Here is a 16,652-nt window from a genome sequence, read left to right as displayed (position 1 = left end):
CTACATGAAAGTACTATAAAGAACTTTGAATTACAAAGTGAAGATTCAAAGATTTTCCCCGGATACGATGCAGGTGGTTGATAGTGAAAAGATTAAGGTTGAATTTAGACCATTGTTGCCTGCCTACACCTGAACAATATTCAGGTACGCTATAAAATCGTTAGTTGAATTCAGGCCATTATTGCCTGCCTGCAATACCTAGGCGGAGTGGCAGTTCCCTGCCCGACAACAGGAGTACCGAACGTTGCTTAGGGTAAAAAGCCCGCTGCCAGCTATTGCACGGCCTGGAGAAAGTTTGCTGAAGCTGTTGCCGCCACTGTTTGCTGGCTGCTCTGGCAATCTTTCGGAACGGCCTAAAAAAAAGCACCAGCGCCTCCGGGGGCGCTGGTGCTGAGTCATTCACAAAATCCGTGAAATCCGTTAAAATCCGCGCTAATCCGTGATCAGGTGAAATAGCGGAAATCCTGCTTGTCCTCAATGCGGAGCACGGTTTCGTAAATCAGGTCGATGACGTGCTGCACGTCGTCTTTGTGGACCGTCTCAACCGTCGTGTGCATGTATTTGAGGGGCAGCGAAATCAGGGCCGCGGCCACGCCGGCGTTGGAGTAAGCGAAGGCATCGGTGTCGGTGCCGGTGGCGCGGGTGGCGGCGGCGCGCTGGAACGGAATTTCGGCGTTTTGGGCGGTTTCGATAATGAGGTCGCGCAGATTGTTCTGCACGGCCGGGCCGTAGGTGATAACCGGGCCCTTGCCGCAGAACAGGTCGCCCGAGGTTTTCTTCTCGTACATCGGCGACTGGGTGTCGTGGGTTACGTCGGTGATGATGGCCACGTCGGGCTGGATGCGGTGGGCAATCATTTCGGCCCCGCGCAGGCCTATTTCCTCCTGCACGGCATTTACGATGTAGAGGCCGAAGGGCAGCTTCTTGCCTTCCTCGTGCAGGCGGCGGGCCACCTCGGCAATCATGAAGCCGCCGATGCGGTTGTCGAGCGCGCGGCCCACGTAGAATTTGTCGTTGAGCACCATGAACTCGTCCTCGAACGTCACGACTGAGCCCACATGGATGCCCATTTCCTCCACTTCCTCCTTGCTGGAGGCGCCGCAGTCGAGGAACACCGTTTCCATCGTCGGGGCCTTGTCCTGGTCGGGCTTGCGGGTGTGGATGGCGGGCCAGCCGAACACCGCCTTCACGATGCCCTTTTTGGTGTGGATGTTCACGCGCTTGCTGGGGGCTACGAGCGGGTCGGAGCCGCCGTTTTTGCGCAGGTACAGAAAGCCCGATTCGGTGATAAAGTTGACGAAGTAGCTGATTTCGTCGGCGTGGGCCTCAATCACCACCTTGTACTCAGCCTCGGGGTTGATGACGCCCACTACCGTGCCGTAGGTATCCACGAAATACTCGTCGATGTAGGGCTTGAGGTATTCCAGCCACAGTTGCTGACCTTCTTTCTCGAAGCCAGTGGGGGAGGGGTTGTTAAGGTATTTCTGAAGGAAGTCGAAGCTTTCTTGACGCATGGTTGGAAGAAATAAAAAGGCTACTGCACCAACAAATGAACAGCAAAAGCAAGTAGAGAAACCGTGAAAAGCGCAAAGCTGATCATTAGGAGGTAATTGGCAAGCGTTCGGCTTTGCGCCTCAGACCACGAGCCATTGCCGAATTCAGCGGAACCATCTCCTCCAAATGAAGCAATAATCACCACTACAATCAGCAACAGCGTTAGAAACCCGATGAATGCCCGGAAGATCAACAACTTCCGAAATCTTAGGCAAGCCCAGATAAACAAAGTACCAGCCCCTGACAGCGCCGATACCTTGCTGACTAATTGCCAATCCACAGCAAACAAAATTACAGCGGAATGTTGCCGTGCTTCTTGCGGGGCAGCGTGTCCACCTTGTTCTCCAGCATCTTGAAGGCGCGGATGAGCTTTTGGCGGGTCTGGGAGGGCAGAATCACCTCATCCACGAAGCCCCGGTGGGCGGCGCGGTAGGGCGTGGCGAACTTTTGCTGGTAGTCGTCGACTTTCTCCTGGAGCTTGGCTTCGGGGTTTTCGGCGGCGGCAATTTCGCGCTTGAAGATGATTTCGGCGGCTCCTTTGGCGCCCATTACCGCAATTTCGGCGGTGGGCCAGGCGTAGTTCATATCGGCCCCGATGTGTTTGGAGTTCATCACGTCGTAGGCCCCGCCGTAGGCTTTGCGGGTGATGACGGTGATGCGCGGTACGGTGGCCTCGCAGAAGGCGTAGAGTAGCTTGGCCCCGTTGGTGATGATGCCACGCCACTCCTGGTCGGTGCCGGGCAAAAAGCCGGGCACGTCTTGGAGCACCAGCAGCGGAATGTTGAACGAGTCGCAGAAGCGCACGAACCGGGCCGCCTTGGTGCTGGCGTTGATGTCGAGCACGCCGGCCAGCACCGCCGGCTGATTGCCCACGATGCCGATGCTCCGGCCCCCGAGCCGGGCAAAGCCTACCACGATGTTCTCGGCGAAGTTCTGGTGCACTTCCAGGAACGAGTCGGCATCAATCAGGCCCTCAATCACCTCGCGCATGTCGTAGGGTTGGTTGGGGTTTTCGGGGATGATGCTGTCCAGGGCCGGGCGACTTTCGTCCTGGCCGGCCTCGTAGGGCAGCATCGGGGCCGTTTCCTCGCAGTTCTGGGGCATGTAGCTCAGCAGCTGCTTCACGCGGGTGATACAGGCTACTTCGTTGGCGCAGCTGAAGTGCGTCACGCCGCTCTTGGCCGAGTGGGTGCTGGCGCCGCCCAGCTCCTCGCTGGTTACCTCCTCGTGGGTCACGGTTTTCACCACGTTGGGGCCGGTCACGAACATGTAGCTCGTGTCTTCCACCATCAGGATGAAGTCGGTGATGGCGGGCGAGTACACCGCGCCGCCCGCGCAGGGACCCATAATGGCCGAGAGCTGGGGCACTACGCCTGAGGCCAGCGTATTCTTGTAGAAGATGTCGGCGTAGCCGCCCAAACTCACTACGCCCTCCTGAATCCGGGCCCCGCCCGAATCGTTGAGGCCGATAACGGGGGCCCCGTTCTTCATGGCCAGGTCCATGATTTTTACGATTTTTTCGGCGTGGGTTTCGCTTAGCGAGCCGCCGAACACCGTGAAATCCTGGGAGAAGGCGTACACCAGCCGGCCCTGCACGGTGCCGTAGCCGGTCACCACGCCGTCGCCGAGGTAGTACTCCTTATCGAGGCCAAAGTCCTTGGAGCGGTGCATCACGAACTTGCCGATTTCCTCGAACGAACCCTCATCGAACAGCAAATCAATCCGCTCGCGGGCCGTGAGCTTGCCCTTTTTATGCTGGCTATCGATGCGGGCCTGGCCGCCGCCGAGCAGGGCTTCCTGGTTTTTGCGGGCGAGAACTTCGAGCGGGCTCAGCTGGGCGTCGGCGTGCGGGTCGGACATTGCGGGGTGGGAATAGTCGAAAGGATGTAATCAGCGTCAGGAAGCCAAAGGTAAGGCCCAAGGCCAGAAAAGCCGCGCCCAAGATTCGGGCGCGGCTTTTCTATAAAGTCTAATGGGTTTGGGCCGAGCGTCAGTCGATACCAGCTTGGTTTACTTTGCCAGACTGGCGGTCCAACTCAACGTAACCGGATTCTCCAACCGAGAAAAACAGGGCATTAGAGCACCACGCCATCTGCCGAACAGTTAGTGGTCCGGGCGCGTTCTTAGGCAGCGCCGAGGCTACATTGGCTGCCCAAAGAGTTTTTTTGCCCTGGTACGCGGTGATGGTTTGCCGGTCCGCGGAGAGCCAGTATACCACGCCATCGTCGCCCTGCAGGCCGCGCAACCGGGCCGACGGTTTAAAAGATGCGTTGCCCAATGCCGGATCAGGCTCACGTATCAGCAAGCGTACATCATAAGAACTACCCGCGGCTAACGCTTTGCCGGGAGCCTGTGCCCAAGAGGCAGTAGAAAGAAATAGGGCTGTTAGTAAGACGAAGGAGGATGTGATAAATTTCATGATGAAATATAATAAGTGAAAATCTAAAGTCCTACATCCTCACAGCAGCAGCCATTGCATAAGCGCCCCAAGGCCCGAAAAGCCGCGCCCCAGATTCAGGCGTGGCTGGGGGGGCGGCGGCGGCTAAAAATTGCGCGGGCGGTTAGGTCTGGCTATCTTACTGGCGGTAACGATAGCCTGGTAGCTCACGTGCTGCTGTCCGCCGCGGCTGAGTCGGGGCGGTGCAATCAATGGTGTAGGTGATTTTCTTACCCCCCCCACAGGATGATGGATGCAAGCGACAACCACGGGAAAATGACGCCGGAAGAACTAGCGTCAGAAGTGAAGAAAATAAAATCGCAAAAAAATCACATCCGCTGCATTTATCGGGGTGTTGCTGGGTATTGCTTTTTGGGCAGCTACCCATGGAAGCTTAATTCTCACGGGTATCCTGGTGGTTGCTGCTTTTATAATTGGCCGCAAGTCTTCGCAAAGCCTGAAAAGGCGCCAGGAGGAAGTAGACCGTAACAGGAGTATTGGGTGACATTCTTCGGTCGGAGAGCCTGGCTTATTGAACTACCCGAACCTGCCAGCACTTTCAGCAGCAGTTGCTGAAGCAGCCTTATAAAGCCAAAGAAGCCGCGTTCAGGATACGAGTGCGGCTTCTTTGGCCTTCGGAGTTGCCGACAACGTGCGTACGGAAAGAGTAAGGCTGCTACCTTGGGTTGCTAATTACAAGCGCGATACGAGTGCGTCTCTCCATCCGGCAACGCCTGCCAGCTATAGCGGTTTTGCAAACGGTGTACCCATGGTTATGTAGAGACGCAACAGGTACACGGTTCGCGAAACTGCTATATGATAAGAATCTACAACGAGACAATCCTGCAAAATCAGCTGAATACAAGCAGTTCGTTCCGGCCTGCCGGCGTTGGCTTTATCTTGATTTATGGCGGCACGGCGCAGCTGGAAATCAATCAGCAGCCGTTGCGGCAGCTGGCCCAGGATTTGGTCGTTTTATCTCCTGGCAACGTCTACCAGTTTCCGGCGCTGAGCACCGACGTGCGGTTTTACATCGTTTCCTTTGATCGGAAAGAGCTGCGCCAGCGGATTAATTACAGCTTCAACGGCTATAGCTCTTTCCGGATTATGCGCGGCAGTGGCGCCCCCAATACCGAGGTGCTGAAACTGCCGGCGCAGAAGTTCGGGTATCTACTGGAGCTGTGCCGGCAGCTGGAATACCATTTGGCCAACCACAGCGACTACGGCTTCAACAACGAAATCGTCACCGGCCTCAGCTCGGTTATCGGCTTCACGATAGCCGACGAAATGTTCTCGCGCCTGCAACCGGCCGAAAACCGCAACCTGCGCAAGGAGCAGCTGACGGTGCAGTTTTTCGAGCTGGTGAGCCAGTATGCCAAGGAGGAAAAGGAGCTGAAGTTCTACGCCGATAAGCTCTGCGTTTCCATAAAATACCTTTCCAACTGCGTGCGCGAAGTGGCCCGGCAGCCGCCCAGCCGGTTTATTGCCGAGGCGCTGGTCAACGAGGCCAAGGAGCAGCTGCTCAACACCCGGGAGCCGGTTTACGCGGTGGCCGAGGCCCTGAAGTTCTCAGACCAGTACGCGTTTGGCAAGTTTTTCAAGAAGCACACCGGCCACAGCCCCCTGAACTTCCGCAAGCAGAACCAGCGGGTAGATACCATTTAGACCTTTTTTCAGGCTTTCCCAACCTTCCGGGGGCGGGCCGGGGTGCTGACCTTTGTACTATACCAAAAGGTAAGTGCAATGAAACCCACTGTTTTTGTTAACCTGCTGACGGCCATGCTTCTGCTGCTGTTGGCGGTGCCCGTGCAGGCCCAGCAAACCGAGCAACGGGTATCCGTAGCCCAGCTGTTTGAGCTGACCCGGCAGAACCACCCCAAACTGAAGGTGGCCCAGGCCGATATTGATATTGCCCGCCAAAGCACGGAAGTAGCCAGGAACGCCCAGCTGCCCTCGGTGTCGGCCGGCTTGCAGAGCTACTACCTGGGCAATTCGGTGGTGCTCGACAAGGACTTTTCGAATGCCACGAAGGTAGCCATGCCCCACCACGGCACCAGCTTTTCGACCGAAGCCAACTGGCTGGTGTGGAAGGGCGGGCTCGTGCGCAACTCCATTCAGATTCAGTCGCTGAAGGAAGGGCTGATGCAGCTCAACTACGAGTCGAACGAGCAGAATATCAAGCTGCTGGTGCTGGGCCACTACCTCGACGTGTACAAGCTGCTCAACCAGGAAAAAGTCTATACCAGAAACATTGCCCTGGCCGAGCGGCGCCTGGAAAACATCCAGCGCCTGCACAAGGAAGGCATCGTCACGCGCAACGACGTGGTGCGGGCCGAGCTGCAACTCTCCAACCTCAACCTGGCCCGGCAGGTCGTGCAGAACAACCGGGCCATCCTCAACAAGCAGCTGACCGTGGCGCTGGGTCTGCCCGACGAGGTGGTGGTGGTGCCCGAAGAGGCGCTGCTGGCCACGGCCGAGGTAAGCGCGGTGCAGGACTACCAGCTGGCGAGCAAAAGCCACCCCTCGCTGCTGCTGGCCCGGCGCAGCGTGGAAGTGTACGACGTGGCCGACAAGGTAATCCGGGCCGAACGCTCGCCGTCGTTGTCGCTGTTCAGCGGCAACAAGCTGCAACGGCCCCTGACGACCAGCGTGCCGGCCCTGGATATGTACAGCAACGGCTGGAGCACCGGCCTCTCGCTCAACATCAACCTCGATGCGCTCTACAAAACGCCGCGCAAGGTGCAGCTCAACCGCTTCGAGCAGGACAAAGCCCAGGCCCAGGCCAACGACACCGAGCAGCAGCTTGAGGTGGCCGTCAATGCCTCCTACATCAAGTACCACGAGGCCGTTTCGCAGCGCAATACCTACGGCGTGCAGAAGAGTCTGGCGGGCGAAAACTACCGCATCATGGAAAGCAAATACAACAACCAGCTGGCCATTCTGCTGGATTTGCTCGACGCCAGCAACGCCAAGCTCGACGCCGAGCTGCAATTCACGAATGCCGAGGCCAACATCGTTTTCTCCTACTACAAACTCCTGAAGGACAGCGGGCAGCTGTAATAATTGCCCGCGCTACTCTCCCTCCACCAACGCTACCCCTACCTGCCATGGCAACGGACATAAAAACCCAAACCGACCTTATCGAAGAAACTGCCGCCGTGCAGTCGCCGGAGCCCCGGCAGCCGCCCAAAAAAACTGTAGCCAAGAAGAAATCGGGCCTGAACCTGGTGAACTGGCTGGTGCTGGCCCTGGTGCTGGGCGGCCTCTACTGGGTAACCACCGCCTACTACAACGTGGGCAACGACAAGTACACCAACTCGGCCCAGGTCGAGTCCTACATCAACCCCATCAATACCCGGGTATCGGCCTACATCAAGGAAATCCGGTTTATTGAGCACCAGCGGGTGAAGAAAGGCGACACGCTGCTGGTGCTGGATGGGCGGGAGCTGCAAACCCAGCTGGGCCAGGCCGAAGCCGCCTACCAGGCCGCGCTGGCTTCCAAAAACGCCACCCGCCAGTCGGTGCGCACGGTTTCCAACAACGTCTCAACGGCTTCGGCCAACACGGCCGCTGCCAAGGCCGGCATGGCCGCCGCCAAGGCCCGGTTCTGGAACACCGAGCAGAACTTCCGCCGCTACCAGAACCTGCTCCGCGACGAGGCAGTAACCCACCAGCAGTTCGACCAGGTGAAGGCCGAGTACGACGCCAGCAAAGCCCAGCTGGAGGCCGCCCAGGCCCAGTTCCGGGCCGTGGCCAACAACGGCAGTTCCAGCTCATTGACGGTAAACGAAGTGCAGGCCCGGCTGGGCCTGAACGACGCCGAAATCAAGCGCACCGAAAACGCGCTGGAAATGGCCCGGCTCAACCTGAGCTACACGGTGGTTACGGCCCCGCACGATGGCATTATGGGCCGCCGGACGGTGAACGTGGGCCAGCTGCTGAGCCCCAGCCAGCCGGTGGCTACTATCGTGGATATCAGCAACATCTGGGTGTCGGCCAACTACCGCGAAAACCAGCTGGCCAACGTGCGGCTGGGCGGCCCCACGCTTATCCGGGTTGATGCGCTGGGTGGCCAGGAGTTCGAAGGCAAAATCACCGCCATTTCGGGCGCGACGGGCGCCAAGTACGCCGCCATTCCGGTGGATAACTCGACCGGCAACTTCGTGAAGGTGCAGCAGCGGATTCCGGTGCGCATCGAATTCACCGGCCGCAACCAGCCCGCCGACCTGGAACTGCTCCGCGCCGGCATGAACGTGCAGGTTACGCTCCAATAAACCACCATGTACAACCAAGGACCTTTTGCAACCTGGGTGCCCAAGCCCCTGATGTTGCTGCTCATCATCTTCATGCTCCCGCCGCTGGCCGTGGTCAGCGGCGTATACACGACCAACATCACCGATATTTCCGGCGCGCTGGGGGTGTATGCCGACTACATTGCGGCGGCCAACAACGCCGGCACCATCGGCATGGGGCTGGCGCTGAGCATCATTATGCGGGTGAAGGTGCGGTTCCGCTCCAAGGAAATCCTGGTGGGCACGTCCATCATTGTGGCGCTGCTGCTGCTCATGAACGGCACCACCGACAACCCGCACGTGCTGATTTTCGGGAGCCTGCTCATTGGCTTCTTCAAGATGTTCGGGCTGATGGAAATGATTCTGCCAGTGCTGTTCATTCTGTCGCCCCAGGGCGAGCGGGGCCGGTTCTACTCGTTGTTTTACCCCATCATCATCGTCGTCAGCCAGGTAACCGGCTACCTGTTCGCCGACCTCATTGCCAACACCAGCTACCAGGCCCCTTACCTGCTCATGGCGGCCCTGATGCTCGGGGTGGCCGCGCTGGGCCTCATTTTCCAGCACAACCAGCGGTTCGCCCGCAAAATGCCCCTCTACCAGGTCGACTGGCTTTCGCTGCTGCTACTGGCCACCTCGGCCATGGCTTTCAACTACGGCCTGAGCTTCATGCGGCAGCAGGGTTGGTTCCAGGCGGCCTACGTGCCGCTGAGCCTGGCGGCGGGCGTGGTTTTTCTGGCTCTCACGGTTATCCGGCAACGGTTTTTAAAGCGCAAGCTGATTCAGTTCGACCTGTTTTTCAAGCGGGAGCACGTGTGGCACAGCCTGGTGCTGCTGCTGTTTGTGGGCATCTACCTGGCCAGCTCGGGCATCTACGTGCAGTATTCGATGGGCGTGCTGGGCTACAGCAACCTGATTAACGCCCAGCTGAACCTGTGGATGATTCCGGGTATTCTGCTGGCGGGCGTCGTGGCCTTCTTCGGCTTCAAGAACAACCTGAACCTGAAATTCGTCGTCCTGCTCGGGTTTTTCGCCTTCTTCCTGCATTCGGCCTGCCTGTACTTCCTCATTCAGCCGCAACTAAACATCGAGTACCTCTACTTCCCCATGTTCCTGAAAGGGCTGGGCATGGGCCTGCTTTTCATCGTGGTCTGGTACTACGCCGCCGTCAACATGACTCCCGAGCAGAGCCTGGGCATTACGGCCATTCTGCTGATGGTGCGCACGTTCTTCGCTACCGCCCTGGCCAGCGCCCTGTTCGGCTGGGCCAACTACGCCGGACAGTGGCAAAGCCTCAGCGACCTGGCCGGCACCCTCGATGCGGGCGTCATGGCCGGCAGCGGCCTGTACCAAACCCTGCAACTAAACGCGCTGATGGCGTCGAGCAAAGTGGTGCTGGGCTGCCTGTGCCTGCTCTTCTTCCCGATTGCCCTCTTCGTGCTCACCCACCACTACGGCCAGTTCAACTACCGTCGGGTCGTGTTCTTCCGCAAAATGATTCGCGGCAACAGCCTGCGAGGCTACCGGTTTGCAAGAGCCTAAGCCACCCCCGCCCGGCAGTTTAGGGCGAGGCTTCCGGTAGCGGCACTAAAAACGGCCGGCTCCCTATTTTGGGGGCCGGCCGTTTTTAGTGCCGCTACCGGAAGCTTGTGTAACAGCTGGCTGCTTTGGTGGCTGGTGATGCGATAGGGGCAGCTTGAGGTCAAAAGGGCTGGCCCCGGATTCGGGTGCGTATATACTCCCGTAAAAAGATTAGTCTCTCCCTTGGCAAGTTACCTGTCCGGTGTTACGTGCAATAGTTAAGAAGCTATGCTTGCTAAATACAACCTCTAAGTTGCCAGGAGTGAGCTTGATATAGCGCACAGCCTGATTAAAAATATCGGGCCCACATTCACGGGACACGTTTATTTGCCACAATACTGTGTCGTTACCGTAAGCAACAATTGTAGATGGGTCGGAATCAGAAACAAAATACACAGTTCCATCAGTTGACAAAATCCCTCTATTTGCAGTAAGAGCAAAATTGATTTCAGTTTGCGTAGTAATTAGTTTAGGATCATAGGGATATTCCGGAGTAGAGCACTGAATAAACAGTGCAAGCGGCAGTAACATAAACAGCAGTAGAATTAGCCTCATGTATACCTTCAATTAAAGCTGCGTTGAATATAGCCACAAAAAACGGCCGGCCCCCACAGTAGGAGCCGGCCGTTCTACTTATAAACCGAATCTACTTACTCACCCTTGCTCTTCGAGTCGGTGGGCTCCTCGTCGGAGGCTTCGGGGGCTTCTTCGGGCCGCTCGTCGCTGGCCTGGGGGAGTGCTACGCCGTCGCCCTTGCTGGTCGAGAAGCTGAGTTCCTCCGCACCTTCGGTGTAGTCGGCGGTGATAACGTCGCCCTGGGCAACCTCGGCCTTCAGAATTTCCTCGGCAATCGGGTCTTCGATGTACTTCTGGATGGCCCGGTTGAGCGGCCGCGCGCCGTACTTGGGGTCGTAGCCCTTCTCGGCCACGAAGTCCTTGGCGGCCTCGGTCAGCTCTACTTTGTAGCCCAGCGTCTGGATACGGCTGAGCAGCTTGCTGAGGCTGATGTCGATAATCTTGTGAATATCCTTCTTCTCCAGCGAGTTGAAGACCACTACATCATCCAAGCGGTTCAGGAACTCGGGCGAGAAGGTCTTCTTCAGGGCGTTGGTGATGGTGCCCTTGGTCAGCTCGTCCATGTTGTCCTGCCGCGACTTGGTGCCGAAGCCGATACCGGCGCCGAAGTCCTGCAAGTCACGGGCTCCGATGTTGGAGGTCATGATGATGATGGTGTTACGGAAGTCCACCTTGCGGCCGAGGCCGTCGGTGAGAATGCCGTCGTCCAGCACCTGGAGCAGGATGTTGTACACGTCGGGGTGGGCCTTCTCGATTTCGTCGAGCAGAATCACCGAGTAGGGCTTGCGGCGGATTTTCTCCGTCAGCTGGCCACCCTCTTCGTAGCCCACGTAGCCGGGAGGCGCGCCTACCAGGCGCGAGATGCTAAACTTCTCCATGTACTCCGACATGTCAATTCGCACGAGCGAATCTTCCTTGTCGAAGAGATACGTAGCCAGCACCTTGGCCAGCTCCGTCTTGCCCACGCCGGTCGGGCCGAGGAACACGAAGGAGCCGATGGGCTTCTTGGGGTCCTTGAGGCCTACGCGGGTGCGCTGGATGGCTTTTACGAGCTGCTGAATGGCCTTGTCCTGGCCAATCACCTTGCCCTTGAGCTCCTCGCCCATGTTGAGCAGCTTGGCGCTTTCCTTCTGGGCCACGCGCGAGACGGGAATGCCGGTCATCATGGCAATCACCTCGGCCACGTTCTCCTCCTTCACGGTGTAGCGCTTCTTCTTGGTCTCTTCCTCCCAATCCTTCTTGGCAGTGTCGAGCTGGTCGATGAGCTTCTTTTCCGTGTCGCGGAGCTTGGCGGCCTCCTCGTACTTTTGGCTTTTCACCACGCGGTTTTTCTCGCCCTTGATGTTCTCAATCTGCTCTTCGAGCTTGAGAATATCCTCGGGCACCACGATGTTGTTGATGTGCACGCGGGCACCGGCCTCATCGAGAATGTCGATGGCCTTGTCGGGCAGGAACCGGTCGCTCATGTAGCGGTCCGACAGCTTCACGCAGGCCTCAATGGCCTTGTCGGTGTACACTACGTGGTGGTGGTCCTGGTACTTGTCCTTGATGTTGTTGAGGATTTCCACCGTCTCCTCGGGCGTGGTGGGGTCCACCATCACCATCTGGAAACGCCGGGCCAGCGCGCCGTCCTTCTCGATGTACTGGCGGTACTCGTCGAGCGTGGTAGCACCGATGCACTGAATCTCGCCGCGCGACAAAGCCGGCTTGAACATGTTGCTGGCATCAAGCGAGCCCGAAGCCCCGCCGGCGCCCACAATCGTGTGCAGCTCATCGATGAACAGAATCACGTCGGGCGACTTCTCCAGCTCGTTCATCACAGCCTTCATGCGCTCCTCGAACTGGCCCCGGTACTTGGTGCCGGCCACCAGCGAAGCCAAATCGAGCGTAACCACGCGCTTGCCGAACAGCACCCGCGACACCTTTTTCTGCACAATGCGCAGGGCCAGGCCCTCGGCAATGGCCGTTTTGCCCACGCCGGGCTCGCCGATGAGGATGGGGTTGTTCTTTTTGCGGCGGCTCAGGATCTGGGCCACGCGCTCAATTTCCTTCTCGCGGCCCACGATGGGGTCGAGCTTGTCGTCCTCGGCCATCTTGGTCAGGTCGCGGCCGAAGTTGTCGAGCACCGGGGTACGCGACTTGTCGTTGCCCTTTTTGGGCGTGGCACCCGCGCCGCCGCGGCCGGCGCCGCCGCCCCCAAAGAGGCGGTCGTTGTCGTCGTCGTCGGCTTCGGGGCCGGAGGTGGGGTTGTTCGCCGTGTTACCGTGGTAGTCGAGCGAGTCGCGCACAGATTCGTAGTTCACGTTGAATTTGCTCAGAATTTGGGACGAAATGTTGTCTTCATCGCGCAGAATCGAAAGCAGCAGGTGCTCAGTACCGATAATTTCGCTCTTGAAGATTTTGGCCTCCAGATAGGTGATCTTGAGGACCTTTTCGGTCTGTTTGGTCAGGGGAATCGAGCCGGTGATGCTGGTGCCCTGGGTGGCCGTGTTGCGGGTGGCCTGCTCCAAAGCATATTTCAGCTCCTCGACGGAGACACCCAGCTTTTTGAGCAAGCCCAAAGCGGTACCTTCACCCTCGCGGATCATGCCCAGCAGCAGGTGTTCGGTTCCGATATAGTCGTGCCCCAGCCGGATGGCCTCTTCCCGGCTCAGGGAGATGACCTCCTTGACTCTGTTTGAGAATTTAGCTTCCATGCAGATAAGGTAGAAAAGAAAAACGGATTGCTGCCCAATAAAGATGGTTCACGGAGCAGAGGTGGCCGATATAAACTGAAACAGCTTGAGTCGGGCGTTGGTTCGGGCGCTGGTAGGCACTACGCAAGAAAACTGCCGGCGGCCGGACCCTGCATAAAAAGCAGGTCTAAGATGCTGAGTCCGGGTGCAAAATCTTTACCAAAATGCTGCCCGTAAGCCGGTACCGACGCTCTGTCAGGTTGGGCCGGCCGCGTGGGGTGTTTGGGCGAAAGCGAGTCGCGCAGATCGAGCAGTGGGCCGGCCGGATCGGGTAGCGCGGCTATAGTTCCGGCGGGCTGGTAATCGGTGGTGAGGTGGATGGGCAGGCGCAGGCGCAGGCAGCGGCAGTAGAAGTGCAGAAGCTGGAGGTTCAGGTCGAAGAGGCGGGTGGGTTTCTGCTGGTAGATGTCGCGCAGGTAGTCGATGTAGTACTCAAAATACGGCGTGCCCCCGTAGGCGGTTTGCAGCGTATGCAGGTGCTGGTGCCGCCAGTTCTGGCGGTAGTCGATTTCGATAAGCGAGCTGAGCACCTTCTCGCTGCGGTTGCCGTCGATAACGGGCACGGTAAGCGGTTTTACGCCCTGGGCCGTGAGGATGAGGCAGCGGTTGCGGTAGGTCTGCTTGCGGTAGTGGTCGTGGGCCTCCACCCACAGCGCCTCGGCTCCGACCAGCGCGGCGAAGAAGGCAATAGGCGGGTGGTACTGGGTTTCGAAGAGGACGTCGGGCATAGAAAGAACGATGCAGAGACGCATAGTTGCGTCTCGTCGTTGCTGAGGTTGAAGGTGGGGTGCTGTCGTTCAACGTCAGCAACGACGAGACGCAACTATGCGTCTCTGCATCGTTCTGTTGTCAGCAATGCTCTTAGCTGCCAATCAGAAAAGTCGCAATTTTGCCTGCTGCAAAGCCACTGCCAACTTCGCCGCCCGTACCGCCAAACTGACATAATGCCCGTTCGCCTCCGCCTTTTCCTGCTACTGCTGCTGCCGCTGCTGGCCCTGGCGGCCACTCCGGCCGCCGCCCAGCTGCTGCTCGACGCGGCCCGTTTCCGCAACGACGATGTGGCGGTGAAGGGCGGCGTGGTGGAGGTGTACGCCACCGTGTCGGGCCAGCACCTGACGTATAAGCGGCGGGCCCCAAAGGTGTTTCAGGCCGCGGCCCTGGTTACGCTTGAAGCCATCCGGCCCGACGGCACGGCCGCCTACCAGGAAACCATTACCCTGAAGCCGCCGGTGCTGCGCGACACGACGGCGGCCATCAAAAACCCCATCAGCTTCCAGAAGCGCCTGCTGCTGCCCGCCGGCCGCTACACCCTGCGCGGTCAGCTGCGCGACCAGAACCGGGCCGCCTCGACCGTTATTGTGGAGCAGCCGCTGGTAGTGGAGTTCGGGTTCGCCAAGCCCCAGCTGAGCGATATGGTGCTGCTGGCCAAGCCGGCCAGCCGCTCGGGCATCGAGGCCAATAACTTCATCCGCCAGGGCCTGAGCCTGACGCGGGCGCCCGGTGGCCTCTATGCCCGCGGCCAGGACAAGCTGTTTTTCTACGCCGAATTCTACAACGCCACCGTAGCCCAGCCGCTGGTGGTTCTCTACCGCCTGCAACCCGCCGCCGGCAAAATCAGTGCTGCCAGCGGCAAGGGCCTGGCCCAGGGCGCGGAGGGCCGCCCGACGGTACTCACCGGCGAGCTGGACCTGAGCAAGGTACCGGCCGGCAGCTATAGCCTCACGCTGGAAGTGCGCGACGCTAAAAACCGGGTGCTGGCCACCCAAACCGCCGCCGTACAGCGCAACCCCACCGACTACGCCCCGGCCGGGGCGGTAATGCCCCGCTAAGAAACTGATGAGCCAATCTGCTGCCCCCGCTTATCCCTGGTATTTCCGGCCCCTCGACTGGCTGCTGGTGGGCATCTCGACCCTGCCGCTGACGGTGCTTTATGGCCTGGCGCGGCTGCTGTACTGGCTGATGGCCTACGTGGTGCGCTACCGGCGGCGGGTGGTGCTGCAGAACCTGCGCAACTCGTTTCCGGAAAAGTCGGCCGTCGAGATTGACCAGATTGCCCGCGGCTTCTACTGGCACTTCGCCCAGGTGGTCGTCGAGATTCTGAAGCTGCGCACCATTTCGGCGGCCGAGATTCGGCGGCGGGCCGTAATTGAAAACCCCGAGGTAATCGAGCGTTTTCTGGCCGAAAACCGGCAGGTACTCGCCCTGGGTTCGCACGCCGGCAACTGGGAATGGATTCTCACGACCGGGGCGCTGGTTTTTCCAGGTCGGGCCGGGGGCGTGTATAAGCCGCTGACCAATCCGTTCTTCGAAGCGTTTATGCTGAAGCTGCGCAGCCGTATGGGGGCCGAAATGGTGCCCATGCTCAGTACGCTGCGCAACCTGATTCGTAACCGGGGCCGGGGCCGCGTCCTCAGCCTGCTCTCCGACCAGGCCGCCGGCCCCGAAGACCACCCGTACTGGACCAACTTCCTGCACCAGGATACGCCGTTTTACACCGGGGCCGATAAGCTGGCCGCCCAGCTGCACTGCGCGGCCGTGTTCGTGGGCATCCGGCGCGTCCGGCGCGGCTACTACCGCATCACCCTCACCGAGCTGCACGACGGCCAGACCACGCTGCCACCCGAAGAGCACCAGCTTACCGAGGCCTTCGCCCGCCTGCTGGAGCGCGACATGCGCGCCACGCCCCCCGATTACCTCTGGAGCCACCGCCGCTGGAAACACAAAAGAGAAGCCACCAGCCACAAGTCGCAAGCTTCAAGCTGACGTTCAACATCAGCTTGAAGCTTGAAGCTTGCGGCTTGCAGCTCCTCCCTACAGATACTGCTCGATGTCGCCGGCGCCCTGGCGAATCAGCTCGAAATCGTCGTTGGTACAGTCGATGATGGTGCTGGGGACGTTGTTGCCAAACCCACCGTCAATGACCAGGTCGACCATGGAGCGGTATTTTTCATAAATCAGGTCGGGGTCGGTAACGTATTCGTCCAACGTGTTCTCGTCCTCCCGCACCGAAGTACTCATAATAGGGTTGCCCAACTCCCGCACCAGCTGCAAAATAATGGGGCTGTCGGGTACGCGGATTCCCACTGTTTTGCGCTGCCGGCCGCCCTGGCGGGGGGCTTTTGAGCTGGCCTCAAACAGGAACGTGAATGGCCCCGGCAGGGCCCGCTTCAGCACTTTATAAATGGGCGTGGTAATGCCGTGGGCATAGTCGCTGATGTGCGATAAATCGTGACAGATAAAGCTAAGATTAGCTTTTTCGGGGTTCAGCCCCTTGATGCGGCACACCCGTTCCACCGCTTTGGCATTGTGAATGTCGCACCCAATGCCGTACACCGTGTCGGTGGGGTAGATGATCACGCCGCCTTTGCGAATAATTTCCACGGCCTGCTGGATGCGGTTGAGGGGCGGGTTGTCGGGGTGAATGCGGAGCAGCGTGGCGGACATAGGCAGGGAAGTAGGGAATGAAAAATGAACGGCGGC

Annotated in this window: 14 protein-coding genes; 6 read left to right on the top strand and 8 right to left on the bottom strand. The window is 59.0% G+C overall.

What is annotated here, in order from left to right; all coding sequences use genetic code 11:
* Positions 1-443: 443 nt before the first annotated feature.
* From BMY67_RS12475 to BMY67_RS19000, 4 genes are all read right to left on the bottom strand, one after another.
* A complete protein-coding gene (locus BMY67_RS12475; RefSeq protein ID WP_092772055.1) occupies positions 444-1,514 on the bottom strand; it encodes a M42 family metallopeptidase in 1,071 nt (356 codons plus the stop codon).
* Positions 1,515-1,534: 20 nt separating this feature from the next.
* Positions 1,535-1,834 carry a hypothetical protein gene (locus BMY67_RS12470; RefSeq protein ID WP_143069814.1) on the bottom strand — a complete coding sequence of 100 codons (300 nt, stop codon included), beginning with the start codon at positions 1,832-1,834 and terminating at the stop codon, positions 1,535-1,537.
* An 11-nt stretch (positions 1,835-1,845) separates the two neighbouring features.
* Positions 1,846-3,414: an acyl-CoA carboxylase subunit beta gene (locus tag BMY67_RS12465; protein ID WP_092772051.1), complete on the bottom strand. Its 1,569-nt coding sequence runs from the start codon at positions 3,412-3,414 to the stop codon at positions 1,846-1,848.
* A 130-nt stretch (positions 3,415-3,544) separates the two neighbouring features.
* The gene (locus BMY67_RS19000) at positions 3,545-3,973 is read right to left on the bottom strand and encodes a hypothetical protein (protein ID WP_143069813.1); all 429 of its coding nucleotides are present in this window, start codon (positions 3,971-3,973) and stop codon (positions 3,545-3,547) included.
* Positions 3,974-4,807: 834 nt separating this feature from the next.
* Here BMY67_RS19000 and BMY67_RS12455 point away from each other — a divergent pair.
* The 4 genes from BMY67_RS12455 (at position 4,808) to BMY67_RS12440 (ending at position 9,822) form a co-directional block, all read left to right on the top strand.
* Positions 4,808-5,656, top strand: a complete 849-nt coding sequence (locus BMY67_RS12455) for a helix-turn-helix domain-containing protein (RefSeq protein ID WP_092772047.1) — start codon at positions 4,808-4,810, stop codon at positions 5,654-5,656.
* 78 nt (positions 5,657-5,734) lie between these two features.
* Positions 5,735-7,051 (top strand): TolC family protein, encoded by a 1,317-nt coding sequence (locus BMY67_RS12450; RefSeq protein WP_092772045.1) that lies wholly within the window; start codon positions 5,735-5,737, stop codon positions 7,049-7,051.
* 47 nt (positions 7,052-7,098) lie between these two features.
* Complete coding sequence (locus BMY67_RS12445) at positions 7,099-8,265, top strand: HlyD family secretion protein (protein WP_092772043.1); 1,167 nt, start codon at positions 7,099-7,101, stop codon at positions 8,263-8,265.
* Between the two features lie 6 nt (positions 8,266-8,271).
* On the top strand, positions 8,272-9,822 hold the full coding sequence (locus BMY67_RS12440) for an MFS transporter (protein ID WP_092772041.1): 1,551 nt from the start codon (positions 8,272-8,274) through the stop codon (positions 9,820-9,822).
* Between the two features lie 210 nt (positions 9,823-10,032).
* Here the strand turns inward: BMY67_RS12440 and BMY67_RS18995 are convergent, their stop codons facing one another.
* From BMY67_RS18995 to BMY67_RS12430, 3 genes are all read right to left on the bottom strand, one after another.
* Positions 10,033-10,392, bottom strand: coding sequence for a hypothetical protein (locus BMY67_RS18995; RefSeq protein WP_143069812.1), 360 nt, complete (start codon positions 10,390-10,392; stop codon positions 10,033-10,035).
* 119 nt (positions 10,393-10,511) lie between these two features.
* A complete protein-coding gene (locus BMY67_RS12435) occupies positions 10,512-13,133 on the bottom strand; it encodes an ATP-dependent Clp protease ATP-binding subunit (protein WP_092772040.1) in 2,622 nt (873 codons plus the stop codon).
* 119 nt (positions 13,134-13,252) lie between these two features.
* Complete coding sequence (locus BMY67_RS12430; protein WP_092772037.1) at positions 13,253-13,900, bottom strand: WbqC family protein; 648 nt, start codon at positions 13,898-13,900, stop codon at positions 13,253-13,255.
* A 216-nt stretch (positions 13,901-14,116) separates the two neighbouring features.
* Here BMY67_RS12430 and BMY67_RS12425 point away from each other — a divergent pair, with 216 nt between their 5' ends.
* Together BMY67_RS12425 and BMY67_RS12420 are read left to right on the top strand one after the other, a co-directional pair.
* The gene (locus BMY67_RS12425; protein ID WP_092772034.1) at positions 14,117-15,001 is read left to right on the top strand and encodes a hypothetical protein; all 885 of its coding nucleotides are present in this window, start codon (positions 14,117-14,119) and stop codon (positions 14,999-15,001) included.
* 7 nt (positions 15,002-15,008) lie between these two features.
* Positions 15,009-15,935: a lysophospholipid acyltransferase family protein gene (locus tag BMY67_RS12420; RefSeq protein ID WP_245745035.1), complete on the top strand. Its 927-nt coding sequence runs from the start codon at positions 15,009-15,011 to the stop codon at positions 15,933-15,935.
* Between the two features lie 48 nt (positions 15,936-15,983).
* Here BMY67_RS12420 and BMY67_RS12415 read toward each other — a convergent pair whose 3' ends face one another.
* Positions 15,984-16,616: an L-threonylcarbamoyladenylate synthase gene (locus BMY67_RS12415; RefSeq protein ID WP_092772032.1), complete on the bottom strand. Its 633-nt coding sequence runs from the start codon at positions 16,614-16,616 to the stop codon at positions 15,984-15,986.
* Positions 16,617-16,652: the final 36 nt, after the last annotated feature.

This window comes from Hymenobacter actinosclerus, from assembly GCF_900111515.1.
Classification (GTDB): Bacteria; Bacteroidota; Bacteroidia; order Cytophagales; family Hymenobacteraceae; genus Hymenobacter; species Hymenobacter actinosclerus.
This window is presented reverse-complemented; position numbering and strand designations above follow the sequence as displayed.